The 23,656-nt window shown below is 44.8% G+C and carries 20 protein-coding genes; 13 read left to right on the forward strand and 7 right to left on the reverse strand.

Translation table 11 applies throughout. The features are described 5' to 3' along the window. Positions 1 to 21 precede the first annotated feature (21 nt). From BQ5375_RS09635 to BQ5375_RS09660, 8 genes are all read left to right on the forward strand, one after another. Positions 22 to 687: a response regulator transcription factor gene (locus BQ5375_RS09635; RefSeq protein WP_076917781.1), complete on the forward strand. Its 666-nt coding sequence runs from the start codon at positions 22 to 24 to the stop codon at positions 685 to 687. Continuing rightward, positions 684 to 1,799: a sensor histidine kinase gene (locus BQ5375_RS09640; RefSeq protein ID WP_076917782.1), complete on the forward strand. Its 1,116-nt coding sequence runs from the start codon at positions 684 to 686 to the stop codon at positions 1,797 to 1,799. Before BQ5375_RS09635 ends, BQ5375_RS09640 begins: the two co-directional genes overlap by 4 nt. A gap of 71 nt (positions 1,800 to 1,870) precedes the next feature. After that, positions 1,871 to 2,566 (forward strand): hypothetical protein, encoded by a 696-nt coding sequence (locus BQ5375_RS09645; protein WP_076917783.1) that lies wholly within the window; start codon positions 1,871 to 1,873, stop codon positions 2,564 to 2,566. Then, complete coding sequence (locus tag BQ5375_RS14595; protein WP_022132748.1) at positions 2,563 to 2,694, forward strand: CD1871A family CXXC motif-containing protein; 132 nt, start codon at positions 2,563 to 2,565, stop codon at positions 2,692 to 2,694. The genes BQ5375_RS09645 and BQ5375_RS14595 overlap by 4 nt, the downstream gene beginning before the upstream one ends. Next, complete coding sequence (locus BQ5375_RS09650; RefSeq protein WP_022132749.1) at positions 2,687 to 3,565, forward strand: 4Fe-4S binding protein; 879 nt, start codon at positions 2,687 to 2,689, stop codon at positions 3,563 to 3,565. Before BQ5375_RS14595 ends, BQ5375_RS09650 begins: the two co-directional genes overlap by 8 nt. Next, positions 3,553 to 3,750, forward strand: a complete 198-nt coding sequence (locus BQ5375_RS14535) for an antioxidant AhpC/TSA family (protein ID WP_022132750.1) — start codon at positions 3,553 to 3,555, stop codon at positions 3,748 to 3,750. The genes BQ5375_RS09650 and BQ5375_RS14535 overlap by 13 nt, the downstream gene beginning before the upstream one ends. Before the next feature lie 9 nt (positions 3,751 to 3,759). Continuing rightward, complete coding sequence (locus BQ5375_RS14540; protein WP_268876804.1) at positions 3,760 to 4,092, forward strand: TlpA family protein disulfide reductase; 333 nt, start codon at positions 3,760 to 3,762, stop codon at positions 4,090 to 4,092. 282 nt (positions 4,093 to 4,374) lie between these two features. Beyond that, the gene (locus tag BQ5375_RS09660; protein ID WP_076917784.1) at positions 4,375 to 6,162 is read left to right on the forward strand and encodes an aminopeptidase P family N-terminal domain-containing protein; all 1,788 of its coding nucleotides are present in this window, start codon (positions 4,375 to 4,377) and stop codon (positions 6,160 to 6,162) included. 71 nt (positions 6,163 to 6,233) lie between these two features. Here the strand turns inward: BQ5375_RS09660 and BQ5375_RS09665 are convergent, their stop codons facing one another. The 5 genes from BQ5375_RS09665 to BQ5375_RS09685 form a co-directional block, all read right to left on the reverse strand. Continuing rightward, positions 6,234 to 8,648 (reverse strand): hybrid sensor histidine kinase/response regulator, encoded by a 2,415-nt coding sequence (locus BQ5375_RS09665; protein ID WP_143529466.1) that lies wholly within the window; start codon positions 8,646 to 8,648, stop codon positions 6,234 to 6,236. Positions 8,649 to 8,846: 198 nt separating this feature from the next. After that, a complete protein-coding gene (locus tag BQ5375_RS09670; RefSeq protein WP_022132754.1) occupies positions 8,847 to 11,429 on the reverse strand; it encodes a transglutaminase domain-containing protein in 2,583 nt (860 codons plus the stop codon). Positions 11,430 to 11,473: 44 nt separating this feature from the next. Then, entirely contained in the window at positions 11,474 to 12,226 is a 753-nt protein-coding gene (locus tag BQ5375_RS09675) for a copper homeostasis protein CutC (RefSeq protein ID WP_022132755.1), read from the reverse strand. An 18-nt stretch (positions 12,227 to 12,244) separates the two neighbouring features. Beyond that, positions 12,245 to 13,690 carry a leucyl aminopeptidase family protein gene (locus BQ5375_RS09680; protein WP_159438030.1) on the reverse strand — a complete coding sequence of 482 codons (1,446 nt, stop codon included), beginning with the start codon at positions 13,688 to 13,690 and terminating at the stop codon, positions 12,245 to 12,247. A gap of 112 nt (positions 13,691 to 13,802) precedes the next feature. Then, positions 13,803 to 14,732, reverse strand: a complete 930-nt coding sequence (locus tag BQ5375_RS09685) for a sirohydrochlorin cobaltochelatase (RefSeq protein WP_235849995.1) — start codon at positions 14,730 to 14,732, stop codon at positions 13,803 to 13,805. 139 nt (positions 14,733 to 14,871) lie between these two features. Here BQ5375_RS09685 and BQ5375_RS09690 point away from each other — a divergent pair, with 139 nt between their 5' ends. The 4 genes from BQ5375_RS09690 (at position 14,872) to ligA (ending at position 20,639) form a co-directional block, all read left to right on the forward strand. Next, positions 14,872 to 15,177: a DUF6506 family protein gene (locus tag BQ5375_RS09690; protein WP_076917786.1), complete on the forward strand. Its 306-nt coding sequence runs from the start codon at positions 14,872 to 14,874 to the stop codon at positions 15,175 to 15,177. Between the two features lie 120 nt (positions 15,178 to 15,297). After that, positions 15,298 to 16,962, forward strand: a complete 1,665-nt coding sequence (locus BQ5375_RS09695; protein ID WP_076917787.1) for an ABC transporter ATP-binding protein — start codon at positions 15,298 to 15,300, stop codon at positions 16,960 to 16,962. A gap of 71 nt (positions 16,963 to 17,033) precedes the next feature. Next, the gene (locus BQ5375_RS09700; protein ID WP_076917788.1) at positions 17,034 to 18,560 is read left to right on the forward strand and encodes a hypothetical protein; all 1,527 of its coding nucleotides are present in this window, start codon (positions 17,034 to 17,036) and stop codon (positions 18,558 to 18,560) included. Positions 18,561 to 18,659: 99 nt separating this feature from the next. Next, positions 18,660 to 20,639, forward strand: a complete 1,980-nt coding sequence (gene ligA / locus BQ5375_RS09705) for an NAD-dependent DNA ligase LigA (protein ID WP_022132211.1) — start codon at positions 18,660 to 18,662, stop codon at positions 20,637 to 20,639. Between the two features lie 74 nt (positions 20,640 to 20,713). On the opposite strand, the gene BQ5375_RS09710 is transcribed toward ligA, so the two are convergent. Further along, the gene (locus BQ5375_RS09710; protein WP_022132212.1) at positions 20,714 to 21,625 is read right to left on the reverse strand and encodes a YitT family protein; all 912 of its coding nucleotides are present in this window, start codon (positions 21,623 to 21,625) and stop codon (positions 20,714 to 20,716) included. Positions 21,626 to 21,853: 228 nt separating this feature from the next. Next, on the reverse strand, positions 21,854 to 22,246 hold the full coding sequence (locus BQ5375_RS09715; RefSeq protein ID WP_022132213.1) for a TFIIB-type zinc ribbon-containing protein: 393 nt from the start codon (positions 22,244 to 22,246) through the stop codon (positions 21,854 to 21,856). A 401-nt stretch (positions 22,247 to 22,647) separates the two neighbouring features. On the opposite strand from BQ5375_RS09715, the gene BQ5375_RS09720 reads away from it, so the two are divergent. Beyond that, the gene (locus BQ5375_RS09720) at positions 22,648 to 23,511 is read left to right on the forward strand and encodes a YitT family protein (RefSeq protein WP_076917789.1); all 864 of its coding nucleotides are present in this window, start codon (positions 22,648 to 22,650) and stop codon (positions 23,509 to 23,511) included. Positions 23,512 to 23,656 lie beyond the last annotated feature (145 nt).

Consider the following 23,656-nt stretch of genomic DNA (forward strand, 5'->3'; position numbering starts at 1 on the left):
TGTCTGTGCAAGGAGGAAAGTATGCGCATTTTGGTGATTGAAGATGAACAGGAACTTGCCGATGCCCTGCTGAAAGGACTTTCACTCAAGGGATATGCTGTGGACAGCGCACTGGATGGCGCACAAGGATATCAAAAGGCGATGGATGAGCAGTATGACCTGATCGTTTTGGATCTGAATCTTCCTGGTATGGATGGATTGAGCCTTCTCAAACAACTAAAACAGGAAAAACCGGAAAGCAAGGTGCTGATTCTGTCAGCAAACCATCATTTGGAGACAAAGCTTTCCGGCTTTACACTGGGAGCAAGCGATTATCTGACCAAACCATTTCATTTCGCGGAACTGGAGGCAAGGATCAGGGTATTGCTGAATCGTCAGTTTATTCAGCAAAGCAATGTTCTTCGTTTAGGTGATTTAGCGCTGGACACACTCAACCGAACTGCGAGCGTCGGAAAAGAAAAAATCAACTTTACAGCAAAAGAATTGGCGATACTGGAATATTTTATGATGCATCCGGGAAAGTTGATCACCCAGCAGGAACTGATTGACCATGTTTGGAATGGGGATGCTGATCCGATGAGCAATTCGATTCGGGTTCATCTTTCGGCAATGCGCAAAAAGCTGAAAGCAGCACTGGGAAAAGACCCGATTCAGACAAAAATTGGGGAGGGTTACCTGCTGCCATGAAAAAAATTTCGCTGAGACTTCGGTTTACTCTGACGGCGAGTGTCTTCCTGTTTGTTTCCTGTACGGTGCTTGCTTTTTTGTCCAACTTTTCTGCCAATAAGATGGTCGAAGCCATTGAGCTGCAGCCCAGTGTGGCAGTGCAAGAAGGCGATGTTCTGTTTTTTCCATTGGAAGAAATTCAGCCGGCCATTACGTCGGAAGCACAGAAGTCTTATCATGTATTTCGTACCGAAAGCATTGTTGCAACGATCTGTATTGTGACAGTGGGAAGTCTGGCAACCTATTTTGCATCAGGATACGTGCTCAAACCAATTCGTACCCTTTCGCAGGAAGTGGAAAAACGCAACGCAACCAATCTGGAAAAACAAATTCCTATCCCACAAAGTGCGGATGAAATTCAGCAATTGACGGTCTCCTTTAATCATATGTTAAAGCAGCTTCAGCATGCTTTTGAGCTGCAAAAGCAGTTTTCCGCAGATGCAGCGCATGAACTGCGAACTCCACTGGCGGTGATGCAGGCAAAGTTGGATGTCTTTTCGATGTCAGAGCAGCGTTTGGACGATGTGGATTCGCTGGTAACTTCGATAAATCAACAGCTGGATAGATTGAATGCACTGATTGAAGAGCTTCTTTGGTTTAGCAGAGACCTTCCTTTGGAAGAACGTCGGGATGTACCACTGGATCTGCTGATTTCGGATGTAGCGGAAGAACTGTCCTGCGTCGCGGAAGAAAAACAGATTTCCCTGACACTGGATGGAGAAAATTGTGTTGTACAGGGGCAGGATAATCTTCTCGAGCGTGTTTTTTATAATTTGATCGAGAATGCCATTAAATATAGTGCACCGTCAAGCCATGTTTCTATTAGAACAAAACATCAGGAGAACCACATTTTGGTCGATGTTATCGACGAAGGGGAAGGGATACCGCCGGAATATCGAGAACTGGTATTTGAACCTTTCTTTCGCATCGATAAATCCAGAAGTCGGCTGGTCGGCGGAAGCGGGCTTGGGCTTGCAGTTTGCAAAAAGATTCTGGAACGGCATGGTGCGAGCATCTGCGTTTTGGAACATCAGGGCGGCGGCAGTATTTTCAGAGTTATTTTTCCATCTTAACATCCACTTTATATCCGATATGCTATACTCCTTTCTGGAAAACGCGAAAGCGACAGAAAGGAGTATTTTTTATGAAAAAGTTTACAGCAATTTTGGTTGCTTTGCTGTGTGCGGCATCGCTTGCAGCGACACTTACAGCGTGTACAAATAAACCAACACAGGAAGAGGTAGAGCAGGCAATTGCCGATGGCAGTATTACCGTAGAGGATGCCGTAGAAAAAGGATGGGTGACACAGGAATGGGCAGAAGAGTATCAGGAATCTTTATCTGTACCAGCCATTGATAAAGTAGCCTATCATGCAATTGGAGAATTTACAACTCATACAATGTCGGGTGAGGAGTTTACCCGGGATGATGTTGCAGATGTAACCTTTTTTGCCTTTATTGATCCTGCCAGCTCAGAAGCAGTGAATTATTATCAGGAAATTGTAAATGCTTATCCGGAAATCCAGAAGGCAGGAGCAGAGGTTGTGGTCTGTAACAAAGGGGAGAAAGATGCAGAAATGTTTGCCGAAGCGCCATTCCCGGTCATTCTTTATAACGATTCGCTAAAAGAGGCGATGGGAAATAATGTTGGAATGGTAGAAGAAATGGAAAACACTGCTTCTTGGTATGTAAACGGTTCTTTCCTGTCTGCATGGTATGGAAAGGTAGAAGCTGAGGACTTAAAAGATTCCGCAGCTAGTTTTGTAGAACAGAGCAAACAACAGGATGCAGCATCACAGGATGGCGGAATGGTAGCAATGACCGTGGGAGTCAGCCAATGAGGAAAATCACGATATCGATTTTTGCTGCGGCAATCCTGTTAATGGGTATAGGAGTCTGGAGAAATGAAGCTGCGGTGGTTTTGAGCAAGGGAATTAATATCTGTCTGGAGTGTGTTGGCATTGGATAAAAAGAAAAAGCAAAACCGATGGAAAATACAGCTTGCAGCTACTTTGGCGACCAATCCATTTCTGGGGAATTTTCTGGGAGGAAAGATTTATAAAGGCAATTTAAAATCTTTGTGCGTTCCAGGGCTTAATTGTTATTCCTGTCCTGGTGCAGCAGGTTCCTGTCCGATCGGTTCACTTCAGGCAGTAATCGGATCTTCCAAATATCAGTTTTCTTATTATGTTGTTGGATTCTTGATTTTTGTTGGTGTCTTGTTGGGACGGTTAGTCTGTGGTTTTCTCTGTCCGTTCGGATGGTTTCAGGAACTTCTGCACAAAATTCCAAGTAAAAAATTCAGCACAAAACCGTTTAGGATTCTCACAAAAGTTAAGTATATTATTTTGTTGCTGTTTGTTCTTATCCTGCCAATCACAGTTGTGAATGAAATTGGTATGGGTGATCCATTTTTCTGTAAATATATCTGTCCTGCAGGAATTTTGGAAGGTGGTATTCCGCTTGCAATTGCAGATTCTGGAATTCGGGCAAGCTTGGGATGGTTGTTCAGCTGGAAAAGCTGTATCTTGCTAGCAGTGATTTTGTTGTCAGTATTTTTTTACCGTCCCTTCTGTAAATGGATTTGTCCGCTAGGGGCTTTTTATTCCTTGTTTAACCGAATTTCCGTTTACCGTTTGGAGGTAGATCAGCAAAAATGTACTTCCTGCAAGGCATGCAGTCATGTATGTAAAATGGATGTAGAAGTTTATAAAACACCAAATCATCCAGAATGTATCCGATGTGGAGACTGTGTGAGGGCATGCCCACATCACGCAATCTGTCGGACATTTTGTATGAAAGCATCAGAAAGAAAGGAGAAAGCAGGATGCGAAAAATAGCCTGTGCTTTTATCTCCTGCGCATTGTTCCTGACAATGCTGGCAGGATGTTCTTCCAAAGATCAGTTAGTTTCTAAGGAGCCTTTCCCAAGCTTTTCAGAAGTGGACATGGAGGGAAATCAGATCACTGAAGAAGTTTTTTCTGACTATGATGTGACCATTGTCAACTTCTGGAACAACGGCTGAGGAACCTGTATCGAAGAAATGCCTCAGTTGGAGGAAATGTACCAAAATTTGAAAGCAGAAAATATCAATTTGATTGGGGTGGGAACAGATTCCGGAGAGAGTGAAGAGAATCTGGAGACCTCCCGCAAAATCCTGACAGAAAAAGGAGTAACCTTCCAGAATATTTCTCCCGACCCGGAGAAAGCATTTTATCAGGATTTTATCTCAGAAATCCTGGGATATCCTACCACTTATGTTGTGGATAAGGAAGGAAACATCATCGGAGCACCTATCATTGGCAATCTGGAAAATCAGATGGATGTTTTACAAAAGAGAATTGATACCATTCTGTCCGAGAAATAAGCTGCACAACAAAGACATCGGTAACCTTTTCTGAGGTATCGGTGTCTTTGTTCTCTTACGGAAAATATTTCACTGTGAGATTTTATACAATAAAACAGCATATTCAACTAAAAAACAGAAGAAATTATGTTTTAAAATGAAAAAATCAAAAATATGGTAAAAAATTCTAAAAAAAGTCTTGTAAGTCAAAAGAAATGTGCTATACTAAATATGGTTTGAAAAATCAGAGTGAAAGATGAAAAATTCAAGCAACTCTTATCAGAAACCGGAGGAAGAAGAAAGATGACTGTAAACGAAAAAATTGCAAAAATCAGAGAAATGATGCAGGCAAATGGAATTGATGCTGTCATCGTTCCAAGTGCAGATCCACATATGAGTGAATATTTTTCCGACCATTGGAAAACAAGAGCTTGGCTGTCCGGCTTTACCGGTTCGGCAGGTACCTTTGTTATCACAAAGAGTATCGCAGGTCTGTGGACTGATGGTCGTTATTATGTTCAGGCAGAAAAACAGCTTGCAGGAAGCGAAGGCGTTCTGTTTAAGATGAATGAGCCTGAAACACCAAAAGTTTATGAATATCTGGCAAAAGAGCTTCCAGAAAATGCTGTTGTAGGAATTAACGGTAAACTGTTCTCCGCTTCCTATGTACAGATCATGAAGGATGCATTTGCAAAGAAAAATATCCAGATCAACAACCAGATCGACTATGCAAACGAAATCTGGGAAGGTCGTCCGGAAGAAAGTGCAACCGAAATCTATAACCTTGGGGTAGAATATGCCGGCAAGTCCGCAGCAGAAAAAATCTCTGAATTAAGAGAAAAACTGCGTGAAAAAGAAGCAGATGCAATTGTAGTAAATACCTTGGATGGTATTGCATGGCTGTACAACATCCGTGCTAATGACGTTGCATGCACACCAGTTGCAATTGCTTATGCTTATGTTTCTCAGGAAGACGCAATTCTGTTTACCAACACAGCAAGAGTAAATGACAGCGTTCTGCGTGTTCTGTCCGAAAACGGCATTACCATGCGTCCATACGAAGATATCTTTGGATATCTGGAAAATATGAAGAAGGATCTGCGCGTTCTGTGTGATCAGAAAGAGCTCAATTACAGCCTCTATCACATTGTACAGAACAACGAACACCTGAGTGTTGTTTCGGCAGATAACCCGATTAAACTGATGAAAGCCCTCAAAAACGAGGTAGAAACTAAGAATACATATGAAGCATACCTGCAGGATGGTATTGTAGAAGCAGAATTCTATGCATGGCTGTTTGAGGCACTGGAAAATGGCGAAACCATCAGCGAATACCAGGCATCCGAAAAACTTCATTCCTTCCGTGAACAGCGCAATCACTTTAAAGGTGACAGCTTCACCGCTATCATTGCTTACCGCGACAATGCAGCAATGATGCACTATGCACCAAAGACAGAGGGTTCTGCTGTTATCGAAAGAAGTCACTTCCTGCTCAACGACAGCGGCGGTCAGTATCTGACCGGTACAACCGATACCACCCGTACCTTTGCAATGGGTGAGCTGACCGATGAGGAGCGCCGCGACTATACTCTGGTTCTCAAGAGCGTTATCGCAATGAGCACCGCAGTATTTAAAGAAGGTATGACCGGCTACGGTTTGGACATTCTCTGCCGTGGTGTTCTGTGGAAATATGGTCTGGATTACCGCTGTGGTACCGGTCATGGTGTCGGCTATATGCTGGGCGTTCATGAAGGTCCACAGAGCCTGGGCAACAAAGACATCAAGCTGCAGGAAGGTATGGTTCTGACCATCGAGCCAGGTATCTATACTGAAGGCAGCCACGGTATCCGTACCGAAAATACAGCAGTTGTTGTCAAAGGAGAAAAGACAGAATACGGTCAGTTCTATCATTTTGATACCTTTACCGTTGTTCCAATTGACACCACACCTTTGAAAGTTGAAATGATGACTCAGGAAGAAATCGATTGGCTCAATGACTTTAACCGTCATGCTTACGAGACAGTTTCTCCATACCTGAGCGAAAGAGCAGAAAAATGGATGAAGAAAGCAACTGCTCCGATCAGCAAATAATACAAAGATCACAACGAAAAAAGCTGTGCAGGAATTTCCTGCACAGCTTTTATTTTGTCTTCTTTCTCAATTTAAGAAAGAGATTCGAGTGTGGAATAAAGAATATTCAGATCGATCGGCTTGGAGATGTGGGCATTCATACCGGCAGCCATCGTTTCAGCAATATCTTCCGAGAAAGCATTGGCGGTTACCGCAATAATCGGAATGGATTTTGCATCTTCACGCGGCAGGGAACGAATCTGTTTGGTTGCTTCGCATCCGCCCATGACCGGCATCTGCATATCCATCAGGATAAAGTCAAAAGTACCCTGTTCGGAAGAGGAGAAGAGGTCAACGGCTTCTTTTCCGTTCCATGCTTGAGTAACATGAATGTTTTTGATGGTAAGGATCTCGGTGGCAATTTCCATATTGATTTCGTTATCCTCCACCAAAAGAACGTGTTTTCCTTCCAACTGATACTGTTCGGATGATTTTGCTTTTTCAGTATCGTGATTCTGGTTTTGTTCCAGATAAAGAGGAAGTGTTACTGTAAAGACAGAACCTTTTCCAAGTTCACTCTCAACATTGATTTCGCCATCCATCTGCATGATCAGATTTTGAATAATCGGCATGCCAAGTCCGGTACCGGAAACATTTTTTGCACCAAAGCGGACATCGCGTTCAAACGGAATAAACAGTTTTTCCAAAAAATCTTTGTCCATACCAACACCGGTATCACTGACAATAATTTGGAAATCGGAGTATCCGCTTCCTTCGTGTGGAATTTCGCGGACAGTGACATCGATGTGGTCACCGGGGAGGGTATACTTAATTGCATTGGACAAAAGGTTGTTCAAAATCTGCTGGATGCGGAACCAGTCACCAATGACAACTTTGTTTTGAATCTCAAATTTGCTGGAAAAATGCTTTTCATTTTTTTGCGCTTGAATCTCAAAGATGGAGAACAGTTCCTGCATATCCTGCTGGATTGGGAAAGAAGCTTTGTTCAGTTCCAGTTTACCCTGTTCCAAACGAGAAATTTCAAGGATGTCATTGATCAGTCCCAACAGATGTTTGCTGGAGAGATTGATTTTCTGCAGATATTCCTTGATCTTATCCGGAGAGGACAGATGGTTGGAAGCAAGTTCGGAAAGACCGATAATCGCATTCAGCGGGGTACGCATGTCATGCGACATATTGGAGAAGAACATATTCTTTGTTTTAGCAATTTCCTGGCTGGTTTTCAAAGAATCCTGCAACAGTTTGTTGTAATTGAGCTGTGCCTGTTTTTCTTCTTCAATGTCGCGGAAACAGAGGATAACCTCGTTTGGTCGAAGTGATTCATCAAATAGCATTCGAATATTAACCCAGCGATACTGGTCGTTAAACAAACGCTGGAAGTCACCGCCAAAGTTCTTGACACGCTTTTTGACTAGCTCACGAATATTTTGCAAAGAAAAAGTTTGCTCAATATCATGGTAGACATCTGCTTGAGTAATATCCTTGAGTGTGTGCAGAAAGTCCATATATGTTCCTTTTTCAGGGAGGTTCTGGCGGACATAATCAGATGCTTTGATGATGGTATAAGTGCCCTGTTCTACATTGACTAAATACAGTGCATAATAAGAATTGCCCAATACACGGACAACATCGTTGGTCAATTTTACTTTTTGGTTTAAATGCCAATCCCGAACAAGAAATAGAACGGATAGAATCGAAATAAATGCAATAGAAGAAAGGTAGAAAATAGAGATTTTTTCAGTACCTCTCAACAGGTAATCGTAAGGGATAGTGATGACAGAGTACCATCCATTTGGAGTCACACTGTAGTATACGCCACGCTTTTCACCATCTGGATCAGTAACGTAAGAAGAGGAAACATCGTGAAGTCCCTTTTTTATTTCTGAAAATAACTCTTCGGTATAAGAGTCAAAATCGGAAATTTCAGATTTATCAAATCCATTGTAATGCAGGAGAAATCCCTGAGAATCAAACAGGAAGTATCGACTGCCTTCTGGAAGGGAATCCATACTTGACCATCCGCTAAACTGTTCCGGGTAGATATCCACTGCGACAACAGCATCCGTACTTCCAACGCGCATTGCCATAGTAAAGGTGGGGGTGTTCAAACGCTGGTCGATATAGGTGGGGGTATAGATGATTTTACGGTTTGCTTCTATTGCCATCTGGTACCAATTTGTTTGAGTTGGGTCGATCACTTCATCTCCTTCCCAATAGGTTGCACCGGCTATTTTTCCGTATACTGCGGCATATATTTCAATTCCTTTGATTTCAGTGGTTTCCTCAATGTAATCCTGATAATCGGACAGCCATTGTCTGATGACCGAAATATCATCCTGCTGCTCTAATCGTATATGGACGGCTGTTGCAGCATTGGTTAAAATAGTAGCGTATTCATTCAGATAAACGTCTTCCTGCATCGAGTAACCTGCTGCAATTTCTGAACCTAAAATTTGTGCGTTATCCAGAAGAGAGGTGCGCATCATATGTAAACTGAATCCAGAAAAAAGAACAAGAAAGAAAAGTAACAGGAATACTCCTATATTATTTTGTCGCTTTTTGGTCAATTTAATCACCCTCAAACATAAAAGTTTCACAAAATGATTATAACATATTCTATCATATCAAACAAGCACAAAATAACAGGCGGTACTGTATAAGCAGTACCGCCTGAAAAATAGGAATTATTCAGAAAGAATCTTGATGAGCAGGTCGCCCATACCAACGTTATAACCGCTGGTTGCAAAGATACCGTTGAGGCCTGGTTTGGTGACAACGATAAGTGGGAGTTTATCCGGATCAACATACATTCTTCTTGCAATGGAAGAAACGTTTTCACGGAAGTCATCGTAGCAGATGGTAACGTTTGGCAGCAGTTCAAGCGCTTTTGCCAAGGTGTGATTTTTCTTTGCTTCATCGCTGCGGATGATAAAGACAAGCTGTGCATCCAAAGCATTGTAGCGGACATGATGTTCGATCAGCTCGTTGAGAATGTGCTCAGTTGGTTCCTTGCCCTCTTCCAGCCAGAACAGGATGTTTGCTTTGCCAGCAGTCAGTTTTTCTGCTTCGATCTTGCCGCCATCTTTGTCCTTCAGGGAGAATGGCAGGATGTCCATATTCTCGAGCATATCAGAGATCTTGGTGTCGCGCAGACGGATAGTCAGGTTGTTTGCATGACCTTCGCCGACAGTAAAGCGATATTCCTTGGTGAACAAGCTTCCATTTGGCATTCTCTTTGCAGTGATCAGGCGGTAAGCACCCGGAGCCAGATCCAGCAGAACCTTGCCGTCAGCCCATTCTCTTTCGCTCAGGTCCAGAGTATTGTAGATGCCGTCGTGCAGGATGCCGAGGCTCCAGTTCTGGAAATATACCCACTTGGTATCATCGCCGGAAACAACAGTGAATGGGAGAGTTTTTGCCTTGTTTGCTTTTTCTACGTTGTGGAATGCACCATCACGGTAGAACTGAATTGCTTTGGTTTCTGGATTCAGTCTTGCAGGAACACCCAGAGTACGGCAGACAGCAACAAACAGAACCTTCTTGGACAGATAGGAACCGTAGCCAACCTTCATGATCTTGTCCGGAGCAGCAATCAGAGTGCTGTATTCGCGGCTATCATTGGAAGATACGTGTTCCAGAATCCAGTTCCACAGAGCTTCCGGATCTGCAATGAATGCTTTCTTCTGTGCTTCATCAAAGGAAGCGGACAGAGCTGCTCTCCATGCAGTCAGTTTTTCGTTGGAAACACGAGGGGAGAGGACGTATGGAACATAGATGTCTTCTGGCAGATCACCCTGTGGGCAAGCTTCTGCCAGGTGGCTTTCCAGTACATCAGCGCACAGGTCGGTCTTATCCTTTACAGTCAGGACATTCAGCAGTTTTGCTCTGAGTTCACGGTTTGCATCATCAGAAGCAGCCTTGAGGAATTTTTCTACCTCGGAAGCGTTGCCTTTTGCGTCAAACAGTGCTTTTGCAGCGTATTCAGCGCAGACACCGTTTAAGGAAAGAGCAGCTGCAGCTTTTGCAGCGGAATCTTCGGTATGGTAGTTACCTTCTTTTTTGTGCAGCAGATCAGCAGCAGCGTCAAATTTTCTCTGCTGGGTTGCTTTCTGCTCATCGGTCAGGCGAACAGCAAACTTCATATTGTCCTTTGGTGGAACAACATCATATTCTTCGCCGTTCAATTCCTCGGTCTGGCTGTCGGATGCCTTGGAGAAGTCGATTACAACCGATGGCTCTTTTCTGGAATCTACAAGACGGGTAACAAATTTGCCGTCTTTGACAGCATGGATATGTAAATCGCCCAGACCCAGAGTGATTGAAGCCTCACCGTTAGCATCGGAGATGAGAGTGGAAATCGGGAAGAATTCGGAGTAGTTGAGCAGTTCAATGCGGACTGCAACACCTTCTACCGGTTTGCCGTTATCTACAACTTTAACCGAGAAGGTCTGAGTGTCAGCATAGCGTTTGAGTTCGTTACAGATGGTGGTCAGACCTTCGTGGGTAACGATCTCTTCGTTTTCTACATAGTCGGAGAACATACGGCTGTGGATGATCATTGCACGAGAAGCAGCAGCGGTGAACCAGCCTTTGTCCAGAACTTCTTCCGGTTCGCATGCGCCGAGGTAATGCCAGTCACCATCGCACCATACTTCGATCCATGCATGGTTGTCATCACAATGAGGCCATCTTGGGGTGTAGATCTGACGGGTTGGGATACCAACACTGCGGAATACAGTGGTAGCAAAGGTGGATTCTTCACCGCAGCGGCCATAAGCACAGCGCAGAACGGTCAGTGGGTTTGCAGTACGCTCGTCGGTCAGACGGTAGGTAGCATTTTCAAAGCACCAGTAGTTGAGTTCCAGAGCAGCTTCCTTCATGCTGGAGGTTTTGCCGGCATTCACCAGTCGCGGCCAGCACAGATTATAGAAGTCGCGGCGGCAGTCCACGATATCTTCGTTGTTGATGCGGTAGTAGAGAACATGGTTTAAGAAGATATCCTCTGGAATATCTTTGCACCATGGTGTGTTTTCACGCAGAAAGAGTGCATGATCAACATATTTTAAGAAAAGGGAAAAATCATAGTTTGCGATATCGCTGATTGGCATAGTGCCATACAGATATTTCATGCAAACCTTCTGATTGTCATTGCACTGATTGAGATTTTCCAGAATTTCCTGTTCACGGCCGCCGAAGTAAGGACGGGCAGCCTGAAAATACTGTTCTGCTTTTTCGCAGAGCAGGGAAGAAAACGATACATTGGACATAATGAGCATCTCCTGTTCCTGAGGTGATTTTCATGTATTAAGATTTATTTGCAAACGCGGTCAAGAACTTCTCTTGCTTTTCTGATCTCTTCCGCACTTGTCTGCCAGAGAGTGTATTCGCTGACCAGTGGAAGACCCATGCTGACATCATCCTTGCGGTAGATCATTGGGCTGTCCAGAGTGATCTTGCCGGACATGTGGAAGGTGGTTGCGCCGGTCAGAGGAGCCAGTTCTTCGATGACACTTGCTTTGACGCCGCTGCCAATCATGATATCGATATCATTGCCAGCTTCCTTTACTAAGGTGCACAGAAGGTCTTTTCCTTCCATAGCGGTGTTTTTCTGTCCGGAGGTGAGGATGGTGCTGATGTGCAGATCCTTTGCCTGCTGGAGAGCTGCCATTGGATCGACGCAGACATCGAATGCACGATGCATGGTGACCTTCATGTCGCCTGCTTCTTCCATCAGGATTGCCATTTGCTCCAGATTGAGAGTTCCGTCTGGTTTGAGGATACCGATTACAACGCCATCAGCGCCTGCTTCACGGAACATCTTGACATCGCGGCGGATGATCTCGAATTCCTCGTCGGAGTAGCAGAAGTCGCCGAATCTTGGACGGATAATTGGATTGATGAGGATGTCGCATTTTTCACGGATGCGATGATAAAGATTGATGTCAGGAGTTGTGCCGCCGATAATCAGGTTTGCACACAGTTCCAAACGGTCTGCGCCGCCTTCCTTTGCAGCAACAGCAGATTCAACGGTGTCAACACAACACTCCAGCAATGGTTTTTTCATGGGGAAACCCCTCCTTTATTAGAATCGGTCCGCCGCAGTAAAGTGACGGTCCATCAGAAAATACATAGTAGCGGCAGAAGCACCGGTTGCGCCCTCGGACTGGAACTCGTACAGCGGTTTGTCCACACGGGCAACACCAGCGATATCCAGATGAATCCATGGATGATCTTCGGCAAACTCGCGCAGGAACAGTCCGGCAACGATACTGCCGCAGCCGGAACGGGTGGAATTTGCAAGATCGGCAACGCGGCCATTTACCATTTCGCGGTATTCTTCATCGGTTGGAAGATCGACGTATTTTTCGCTTGCTCTTGCGCCGGCACGCAGAAGCTCGTCTTCAAAGCAGTCATCATTGGTCATCAGTCCTGCACGTACCTTGCCGTATGCAGCAGCAATGGCACCAGTGAGGGTAGCAACGTCAACGATACGGTCTGCTTTTTCTACGCGGATTGCATAGGTAATCGCATCAGCCAGAATCATACGGCCCTCTGCGTCGGTGCTGAGGATCTCAACAGTTTTGCCGTTCATAGCGGTCACAACATCGCCAGGGATGGTGGAGGAATTGGATAGGCGGTTTTCTACAATTGGAACAACGGCAAGAACATTGGTTTTTGCTTTGTTTTTAGCCAGTGCACAGACTGCCGCAGTGACAGCAGCAGCTCCGCCCATGTCGCCTTTGGTATTGATTAAGCCTTCTCTGGTCTTTAAGGAATAGCCGCCGGTATCAAGGGTAACACCTTTGCCGACCAGTGCGGTGACTTCCTTGTCATCCGGATTGCCCATATAGCGCAGAACAACAACGCTGCATGGATAATCACTGCTCAGTCCGATGCTCAAGAAAAGATTCATATTGAGCTTTTTGGCTTCTTCAATGTCAACCACCTTGACTTCACAGCCGGAAGCTTTGCCTTCTGCAGCAATCTTTTCTGCTAAGGTAACCGGATTTAATAGGTTTCCAGGCATGTTGACCCAATCTCTTGCCATCATGACACCATCAGCGATATTTGCCGACTTGTTGACAATTTCCTGAATCTCTGCCTGATGTTCGTCCTCAAAGCCCTGCAGGTATGCCTTAAAATCATACTTTGGCTGTACCTTGCTGTAATGACCTTCATAGTGGTACAATCCCAGCATTAAACCGGTGGTGAGGTCGTAGACGCTGTCGATGCCATAAAGGGAAACGATCGGGGAAGCGTCCACCAGATATTCTTTCTGCTTTAATTTGCGCATCGTTTTGGAAGCGAGCGCTGCAGCGGATTTTACATGGGTGAGTGTCAGATCCTTTTCCTCGCCCAGACCAATCCAGACGTGGAGGGTGGATTTGAGGAAGGTATGAAATTCCGAAAAGCGGGAAGCGTCAAAGATGGATAAAATCTGTTTGGACAGACCGCTTTCTGCAAGGGAATCCTGAAATGCAAAATGTACAACAGCCGAACATTTTTTATGATTGTCTACTAAAATCATGGCTGATTCCTCCATTTCCAATAAACTGTCAGGAAAACAACTACCTTACCTTAAGGATAGCATATTTTTGCACAAAAAGGAATTATTCCTGCAAAAATATTTCCTCTTTTCTTTACAGAGAGATCTCACCGGACAGTTTCTGCATGCAGTCCACACAGTGTTCCAGATAAATTTTGCGGATGGATGGATATTCTCCCAGACCCTTTAATACAACCTGAGTTTCATATCCGGCAGCTTCAAATACCTGCTGCCAGGAATCATCGTCGCCGCTCATATCATTGATAGCGTGGTCACCGGCAACCACCATCAGCGGAGCCAGAACCACCTTTTTGGCATGGATGGCTTCTACTTCCTTCTTGACAGTTTCCAGATCCGGATAGCCTTCCACAGTACCGATAAAGAAGTTCTTGCAGCCTTCTGCTTTCAGGCGGTAGTCCAAAGCTGGGTAGGTTGCATTTGCAGGATGTTCGGTGCCGTGACCCATCAGGACCAGAGCAGTATCCGGCTGAATATCGGAAAATTCTTCCCGCAGTGCACGGGTAACCTTTGGATAATCCTCAAATGAGGTGAGCAGCGGCCAGCCGCAGACAATATTTGCAAAACGTCCTTTCCAGGAGTCTACCTCTTTGCGGACATCGTCAAACTCAAATCCGTTCATCACATGGGTCGGCTGACAGATAACGGTGCCAAATCCTTCGTCAAACAGTTTTTGCAGTGCCTGTTTGACCGAATCGATTTCGATGCCGTCGCGCTCTTTTAATTTGCGGATGATCATACCGCTGGTGAAGGCACGGCGCACTTCAAAGTCAGGAAACGCGCGGCGAAAATCTTCTTCAATGGCACCGATTGTTTTTTCTCGGGTTTCCTCATAGCTTGTACCAAAGCTCACAACCAAAATGGCTTTTTTGCTGTGGTCCGGTTTGGAAGGAACAATCGGCAGTTCCAGTGCAGGAGCCTGTTGTTTTGTTTTGTCTTTTTTTACGGCAGCCACACACAGTCCGGCAACTGCAGAAGCAAGAGCAAGTCCAAATAATTTCTTCAAGATAATCTTCCTCCATTTCTTTGGGAGTTCATTTCCTAATGACTATACCATGAATTATAAATTTCCACAAGTTTTTTGTGGAAGGAAATGACTTTATATGATATAATGAAAAAAAGACACAAACAGAAAGGTGATTTTGATGAAGTCCAAGAAGAAATTTGCAATGATGATGATGGATGCACAGTACGATACCAAGCGAGACTATGCTGTGTTTGAGACCGAGGAGGTCGAGACCCACATGATCACTGTAAATTCCCCGGAGCAGGCAGTCCAGATGGCAAAAGAACTTGCAGAGCAGGGCTTTGGCGCAATTGAAGTGTGCGGGGCATTTGGTGAGGAGCTGGCCCGGAAAATGTACGAAGCAACGGGAAACAAAGTCAGTGTAGGTTATATTGTATGTCCGCCGGATCAAAAAGAACTGTCCGATCGTTTCTGGCAGGCATAATGACCTGATAAGGTATTATGATCCAAAGATAAAAAACGCATCCAACCGGGTGCGTTTTTTCTTTTGGTGTGGTATAATAGCGCTTGCGATGTGGAAATCCAAAGAGAGAGAAGAGAAAAAATGAATCATTATTTCAGAAAGAAAAAGTGGACCTATGGGCTGTACCTTGTTTTTGTACCGCTTTCCTGCATGGCATCCATTCTGTTTGCGCTCTCCTTTCAGCCGGTGATTGATACCGCACTGAGCGGGGATCTTCCTGCTTTTGTCCGGGCATCTCTGGGCTGTATTTTGTGGGGCGTTTTGGATGCACTGGGATTAGCAGCAGTCAACCAGACAAAATTTAGGATACTAGCATCGGTAAAAATCAACTTAAAAGAAGATTTGTACCGTTCCATTCTTTCGTTTGACTATCAGCATTTTTGCAAAGAAAATGAAGGCAGCTATCTGTCGATACTCAATAACGACGTCGGTGTGCTGGCACAGGACTACTTTGAAGCAAAACTGATGGTGTACCGTGTGGTGTGGAGCTTTGTTGTTTCTTTTTTGGCAGTGTCTGCACTAAGTCCGATCATTACTGTGATTTTGATTGTGATCGGCCTGATTTCCCTTTTGATTCCGCAGATTTTGGGTAAGGGTCTGAGCAGACAGCAAGAGGAATATTCCGTTTATCGCGGACAATATATCGCCCGGGTGAAGGATATTCTGGATGGATTTTTGACCATCAAGAATTGTCATCGCTTTGATTACTTTGAAAAGCAGCATCAGAAAATCAATGTACAGACCGAGGAAAGTGGCAGAAAGAACAGCAGCAAGATGTATTTTGCAACCTGGATCTCCATTCTGTGCAGCTATGCGATGAATATTCTGACGCTGGTTACCGGAGGATTTCTGGTCATTGCCGGAAAGATGAGTGCCGGATTGATACTCTCAATCACCCAGTTGTCCGGCGGTGTGGTTGCACCATTGGAACAGGTTCCGGCACTGTTATCCCAGATTAAGTCGGTAAAGCCGATTGCGGAAAAATGTCAGGCAATCCTTTGTTACCGCCCAGATGAGTCAATGGTAAAAGGGGAGCAGGACAGTTTACAGTGTCAGGAGCTTAGCTTTTCCTATCCAGGACGGGATAAGGGGCTGCAGCATGTTACAAAGAGCTTTTTCCCGAAGAAAAAATATGCGCTTGTCGGGGAATCCGGAAGCGGAAAATCCACCCTGGCAAAACTGCTTGCGGGTTGTTATCACAAAGATGACGGGGAAATTTATTATCCTTGCAGCTTTACCCCAGAACAGGACATCGTCTATGTTCCACAGGATATCCATGTTTTCCAGACCAGTGTGCGGGAAAATATTACGCTGGGAGAGGATTTTTCTGAGCAGGAGCTGACTGAAGTTTTAAAACAGTGCTGTCTTGTGGACTGGGTGCAGTCATTGCCAAATGGACTTGACGAAGTGCTGGGAGAAAAATATTCCTGCTCCGGAGGGGAAGCGCAGCGTATTGGACTGGTAAGAGCACTCCTCAGACATCCAAAGATGCTGATTTTGGACGAGATCACCTCCGCACTGGATAACAAAACAGCAGTACAGGTGGAACAAAATCTGTTGTCACAGCAGAACATGATGATTGTAATGGTGACCCATAAACTCAATGAAAAGATCATGCAGCAGTATGATGAAATTTTGCTCATGCAGGATGGAAGCCTTCAGGAGTGCGGAACCTTTGAACAACTGATGGAACAAAGAAAAGCGTTTTATGAGCTGTATCAGACAACTTCACCTGCGCAAAAATAACGTAGGGAAAGCGTTTACAAATCTCTGAAACAGTGCTACACTGGTAATAATAAGAGGGGAGGGGGACGCTTATGAAACGCAGAATGTTCGTTGTCTGTATACTGAGTCTGCTGTTGTCAGGGTGCAGTCAGGTGCCGCCAAATACCCCAATTCCGGGAGAGAGTGGCCAGCCGCTGATGCAGCAGGAACAGCTCGAAAAACAGGAAATCACTTCTGCTTCGGAAAAAGTGGCAGAATCGGAGGATCAGACCGGAGAACCTCATCTGATTTCGGAGGAGAAACCCAAACTTGCCTTTGAAGAGCCGGAGCTTTCCCACTGGATTTTGGGTGAGTGTGCGTATGAAGATGGCTATATCATCCTGTACCAGTGTAAAAAGCATTTTTATGCTGGGGAGTATATTTACACGCTTGAGTGGCAGCAGTTTGATCAGGCAGGGAAGAAGATCGGACAGGGAGATGCAAACAGGAAAAATTCAATCCCACTGTATGATTTGTCAATCGAAAACCTGCGGTCGGAGGATGGTACAGTAAAATTTACTGTACAGATGCCAAAATCGAAATATCAAGAGGCTCACCGCGAAGAAGTGACGGTTCTGGTTGATGAGCAGGTCTATCAAACAGCAAAACAGCAGGAGAATGTATGGAATGATGACCGGTATCTTGTCGATGACTGGTATGTGTTATCCCAGAATGAGGAATTTTTACTGGAATACCAGCTGGGACTGGAAGATTTTTGCCTGACCCTTCCCGACATCACAAAAGAATTTACCCTGACAAGCGAAAATCCTGCATTGGAAAGAGGACTTTATGAACTGCTTCATCCAGATGAACCGGATATCAGCAATCCAGATTTGGATATTGCACCGGCAAGCGTTTCCTGGAATGCTGAAAACAAAAGTCTTGATTTTTCGATTGACTGTATGGCGGTGCACTATTTTCCGTATGAGGACAAGCAAGAAACCGAATACCACTATACTGCTGAGATGCTTCAGACAAAAATAGCCGAAAGTCCGGATGGAACAATTGCGGTATATACAGCAAACGAATATCAGATGTTTGAAGGACCGCAGGCCTGCGATTTTCTTCTGGTGCATCCGGATGGAGAAATTCAGTATCTTTATTCGGGAGAAAAGACAGACCATCTGTTTTTTCTGGACAATGAACGGTACGGTATGGAACGGATGGGTACGATTACCTTCTACGAAATTGCCACCGGAGAGAAATGTGAACAGCAGCCGCAGTTTGACTATGGAACCATCGAGTTTGAAGGAGAAACAATACCGGAATATCGGATTGTTGGATTGGATATAGACGAGAAAAACCAAAGACTGGTTGCAGCATACCGCAGGAACAACTGGGGACGTGAAATCATAGAGGAAGATGGAACACTCTCTTCAGAAAGCACACCTGTATATATTCTGGTTATGGATTTTTCGGGTAAGGTATTGCTGAATCAGGAAGCAGGATTTTCCGCCTTTGCATATGGTAAATTTACTATGGAACAGGTTGAAATTACCACCAATCAAATGGGAGAAGCTGTCTTTGAGGTGGATTCAATGCGAACGGAACCCAAGACCCTGACCTACCCAATCAGCTAAAAGTTTTTCCCCGCCGGTTTCTTGTAAAGCCGGTGGGGAATTGTTATAATAAAAAGAAACGGATGATCAAAAAGTTTGAAATAAGGACGTGAACAGAAAATGGATTTGATAACTGCCAGAGAGCTTGCACAAAAGCTGAGGGAACAGATCAACTATTACAGTGAACTTTACTATGAAAAAGATGATCCGGCAATCAGTGACTATGAGTTTGACAAGCTGATGCATCAGCTGATTGATATTGAGGAAGAATATCCGGAACTGCTGACTCCGGATTCTCCGACTCACCGTGTTGGCGGCAGAGCGTCCAACAGCTTTGAGCAGGTGGAGCATGTTGTTCAGATGGGCTCTTTGCAGGACGTCTTTTCTGATGAGGAGGTCGTGGATTTTGACCGCCGCGTCCGGGAGGTTGTTTCTGACCCGATTTATGTGGTTGAGCCAAAGATTGATGGACTTTCGGTGTCGCTGGAATATCGGGACGGTGTGCTGGTTCGTGGTTCCACCCGCGGTGACGGTTTTGTCGGCGAAGATGTTACCGAAAATATCCGCACCATCCGCTCGGTGCCGCTCAGACTCAAGCGCGATATCCCGTTTGTCGAGGTGCGTGGTGAGGTATATATGCCGGTAGCAAGCTTTGAAAAGGTGGTCGCACAGCAGGAATTAAAGGAAGAAAAACCGTTTAAAAATCCAAGAAATGCGGCAGCGGGCTCGCTTCGCCAGAAAAATCCCAAAATCACTGCACAAAGAGGACTTGATATCTTTGTCTTTAACCTTCAGCAGATCGAAGGTGTGCAGGTAAGCGGTCACAAGGAATCGCTGGATCTGTTAAAGGAACTGGGATTCCAAGTTTCCCCATCCTACCTTGCAGTGGACACCATTGAAAAAGCAATCGAGGAGATTCGTGCCATCGGTCAGCGCCGCGGAGAGTACAGCTTTGATATCGACGGAGCAGTAGTAAAGGTTGACAGCCTGGCGCAGAGGGAAATGCTGGGAGCTACTGCAAAATTCCCGAAGTGGGCAGTGGCATTTAAATATCCGCCGGAAGAAAAGATCACGACACTCTTGGATGTTGAAGTTAAGGTCGGAAGAACCGGAGCACTGACCCCAACTGCTGTCTTTGAACCGATTCAGCTGGCGGGAACGACTGTCAGCCGTGCAGTGCTGCACAATCAGGACTTTATCGATGAAAAACAGATCGCAGTCGGCGACAAAATCATCGTCCGCAAAGCAGGGGACATCATTCCGGAAGTGGTTGCTGTTGCAGAACACTGCGGCAATCCGACCTACCAGCTGCCAGAGTACTGCCCATCTTGCCATACAAAAGTAGTAAGGGAAGAAGGTGAAGCTGCAATCTACTGTCCGAACATCGAGTGTCCGGCACAGCTGATGAGAAACCTGATTCACTTTGCTTCTCGAAATGCGATGGATATCGACGGAATGGGGCCTGCGGTTCTGGAAGGACTGGTCAATGCCGGCTGGGTTCATTCTCCAGCAGACCTGTACGACCTTACCGAAGAACAGATTGCATCCTTGGAGCGTATGGGCAAAAAGAGTGCATCCAATCTGATGAACGCACTGGAAAAATCCAAACAGAATGACCTTTCCAAGGTGATTTTCGCACTGGGTATTCCGGAAGTCGGTGAAAAGACCGCAGCCGAGCTTGCATCGGCGTTTGGCAGTATGGAAAAACTATCCTGGGCAACTTTGGAGCAGCTCACTGCACTGGATGGATTCGGAGAAGTGGTCGCACAGAACATTGTCAGCTTCTTTTTGGAAGAAAGAAACCGGGTGCAGATTGAACGCCTTGCAAAAGCCGGCGTCAACATGGAAAGCACAAAGGTAAAAACAGGCGATACCTTCGAAGGGAAAACCTTTGTTCTGACAGGAACTTTGCCTACCTTAAAGCGCAATGAGGCAAAGGAACTGATCGAATCGCTGGGCGGAAAGGTATCCTCTTCGGTTTCCAAAAAGACTGATTATGTAGTAGCGGGTGAGGAGGCAGGCTCCAAGCTTACCAAAGCAGACGAGCTTGGAATTACCATCCTGACCGAAGAACAGCTGCTGCAGATGTGCCAGAAATAGCATAATATGTCGATTTTTCTCAAAATAGATTAAAAAAGGAGCGTGTAGAATGCACGCTCCTTTTTGTCTGTAATTTACTTTTTATCTTTGTTTTTATCCTTTTTGCCTTTTTGGCGGTACTGGTGAAAATCACGGAAACCAAGTCCGGTGATTTCGCCGACATCATCCACAACGATAAAAGCGTCCGGGTCGAGTTCATGGATGATATCATAGGTCTTGTGGACTTCCTGACGGCCGACAGCACACATCAGTACAGTGCCTTCCCGTCCACTGTATGCACCGCGGGATTTTAATTCGGTAACGCCGCGTTCCAGATCATCCATGATACGCTGGGCAATCTCGTTATTTTTCGGTGAGATAATAAACATCATCTTGCCCGTTCCACTGTCCGTACCATATAAAACAGTATCGATTACCTTGGAAGTAATATAGATAACCAGAATTGCATATAATGGGCTTTCGTAGTCCTGATAAACAACAGCAGAAGAAACAACGATAACAAGGTCGATGATCATGATAAACTTGCCTAAAGAGAGCCCGCGAATGTGCAGGGCGAGGAGGTTTGCTGCAAGTTCTGTACCGCCGGTTGTTCCGCCGCGCATCAAAATGAGCGCTAATCCCAATCCGGCAAGGCATCCGCCAAATACAATGGTAATCAGCGGGTCACCCTGATACTGTGGAAGATAGGGAACCATGACATCGATCATTGCCGAGGAAATCAGGGTCGCAATCACCGTTTTGATGATGATTTGGTAACCCATTTCAACATAAGCCCAGATCAGCAAAGGAACGTTCATCAACAGGTTGGCAGTACCGATGGGGACGCCAAACAGATGATTAAACATGGTGGCGACACCGGTCAAACCACCGGCAGCGATCTGGTTCGGTGCGGTGAAGGTGTCGATGGAAATGGCGAACAAAAAACTTCCAAACAGGAAAAAGACGCCGTCGAGCAAAAGATCCTTGACTTTTTTGCGGGTGAGCATGGGACAAACCTCCTTAAAAAATTCTTAATAATATCAGTATACCGCAAAGTGAAGGATTTTTCAAACACAAATAAACAAAAAGTTCAGGATATGTCCTGAACTTTTTGTTTAAGATAATATGGAAAGTTTCGATAGGCGAAGTTAAGGAGATCTTTTTAAGTTAAAAAAGAATGGATAACGACAGAAATTTCATTTTACCAAAATATCGGAGAAAAAGATAATCTGCTCTTAAGATTTTTTGATAAACTCCTGTCCGCATTTTGGACAGGTAATCTGGATTTTTCCTCTTCCGCGTGGAACACGAATTTTCTGTTTGCAGGATGGACAGCGAAAATGCCGATGTGTTTTCAGGTCTCTTGCCCCGGAGATTTTGGAAACAATCATGTTCTGCACCGGAGAAAATACCTGCATAAATTTTTGGTTTTCTGCGTACCGGCGGCTGATGTTTCTGGAAAAGATACGCCAGATACACCATACAGCAAGCAGGAAGGAAAAGAGATACAGGATATCCCAACCGGTAAAGGTAAAGATAACATCCAGAATCAGAACAAGAATCAACATAAAAAAGCCGAGCGCATCTGTACCATAGCGCCCGTACATTAGTTTTGTAAGCCATTGCATAAGAGAGACCCCTTCCTCGAAGCATAATATTTGTTAGAAAAATATTATCAGAAAATGATGAATGAATTGTGTACTTTTATTATATAGTTTGGAAAATCCTTTTTTCAAAAAGTGGCCCCCTAACAAAGGATAAAAAAGGAATCAGAATAAGAAATTTGCACTTTCTTGTAAGATTTTGTGAATTTTGTGGATTTTACTCAAAAGCAGCTGTTTTGTTTTTGCACTTTATCAGACTGGCTTGCTCTGAACTGTTCAGAATGCTATACTATCAAATGGTTTTTTGAGCAATATGTCATTGCAGGATAAGCCTTTTTCCGTGTATTGCGAAAATGGATTTTGTCTTGCAGCAGCAGAGGTGTTCTCGATCATACATAGATTTTTGGAAGGGAAGGCATTATTTTATGGAAAAAAAGGTCAAAATGATTTTGTTCATGCTTTTGGGAAATGCAATTCTGGCGCTGGGTACTGCTATTTTTGTTGTGCCAAACGGGTTAATTTCTGGCGGCGTTACCGGTGTTGCGCTGATTTTGCAGCACTTTTTCGGTATCTCGGTTGATATTGGCGTCTATGTTGCCGATGTAGTTTTGTTTATTCTGGGCGCTTTGGTTATGGGAAAAGCCTTTGCAGCAACCATTATTTTCAGCACCGTGGTTTATCCGACCTTTTTTGCTCTGTTTGGAAAAATTCCGTTTTTGATGAATCTGACCGATGATAAACTGATGGCAGCCATTTATGCGGGACTTTTGATGGGCGCCGGTATCGGTCTGGTAATCAAGGTGGGCGGCTCCACAGGCGGTATGGATATTCCGCCAATCATTCTGAATAAACTGTTTGGACTCTCGATTCCGGTTATGATTTATGTTGGTGATACTGCATTGCTGCTGATTCAGGCGCTGTATTCCTCCACTGAGCAGGTGCTCTATGGTATCTTGGTCGTACTACTGACCAGCATTGTTATGGATAAGATTCTGATTATGGGCCAGAAACAGACTCAGGTTATGGTTGTCAGCCCGAAATATGAGGAGATCAACCAGATGATCCATCAGAAGATCGACCGCGGTTCCACCCTCATCCATGCAATGACCGGCTTGAAAAAGACCGAACAGCCGGTTGTTATGACGGTTATTTCCAACCGCCAGCTTTCTGTGCTCAATGATCTGATTCTTCAGATTGATCCACAGGCTTTTGTAGTTGCAAGCGAAATCAACGAAGTAAAAGGACGCGGCTTTACCCTGAGCAAACAGGCAATCAAGGACGTAAAATAACAGGACTTTTAAAAAGCGGACAGGATTTTTCCTGTCCGCTTTTCCAGTTTTTTCTACAAAAAATAACAAAAAGACACTTTATTCTATCGGTTGTTTGTGCTACAATAAATACAATTACGACAAATATGAAATCAAGAAGGATGTG

The organism is Negativibacillus massiliensis, assembly GCF_900148495.1.
Taxonomy (GTDB): Bacteria; Bacillota; Clostridia; order Oscillospirales; family Ruminococcaceae; genus Negativibacillus; species Negativibacillus massiliensis.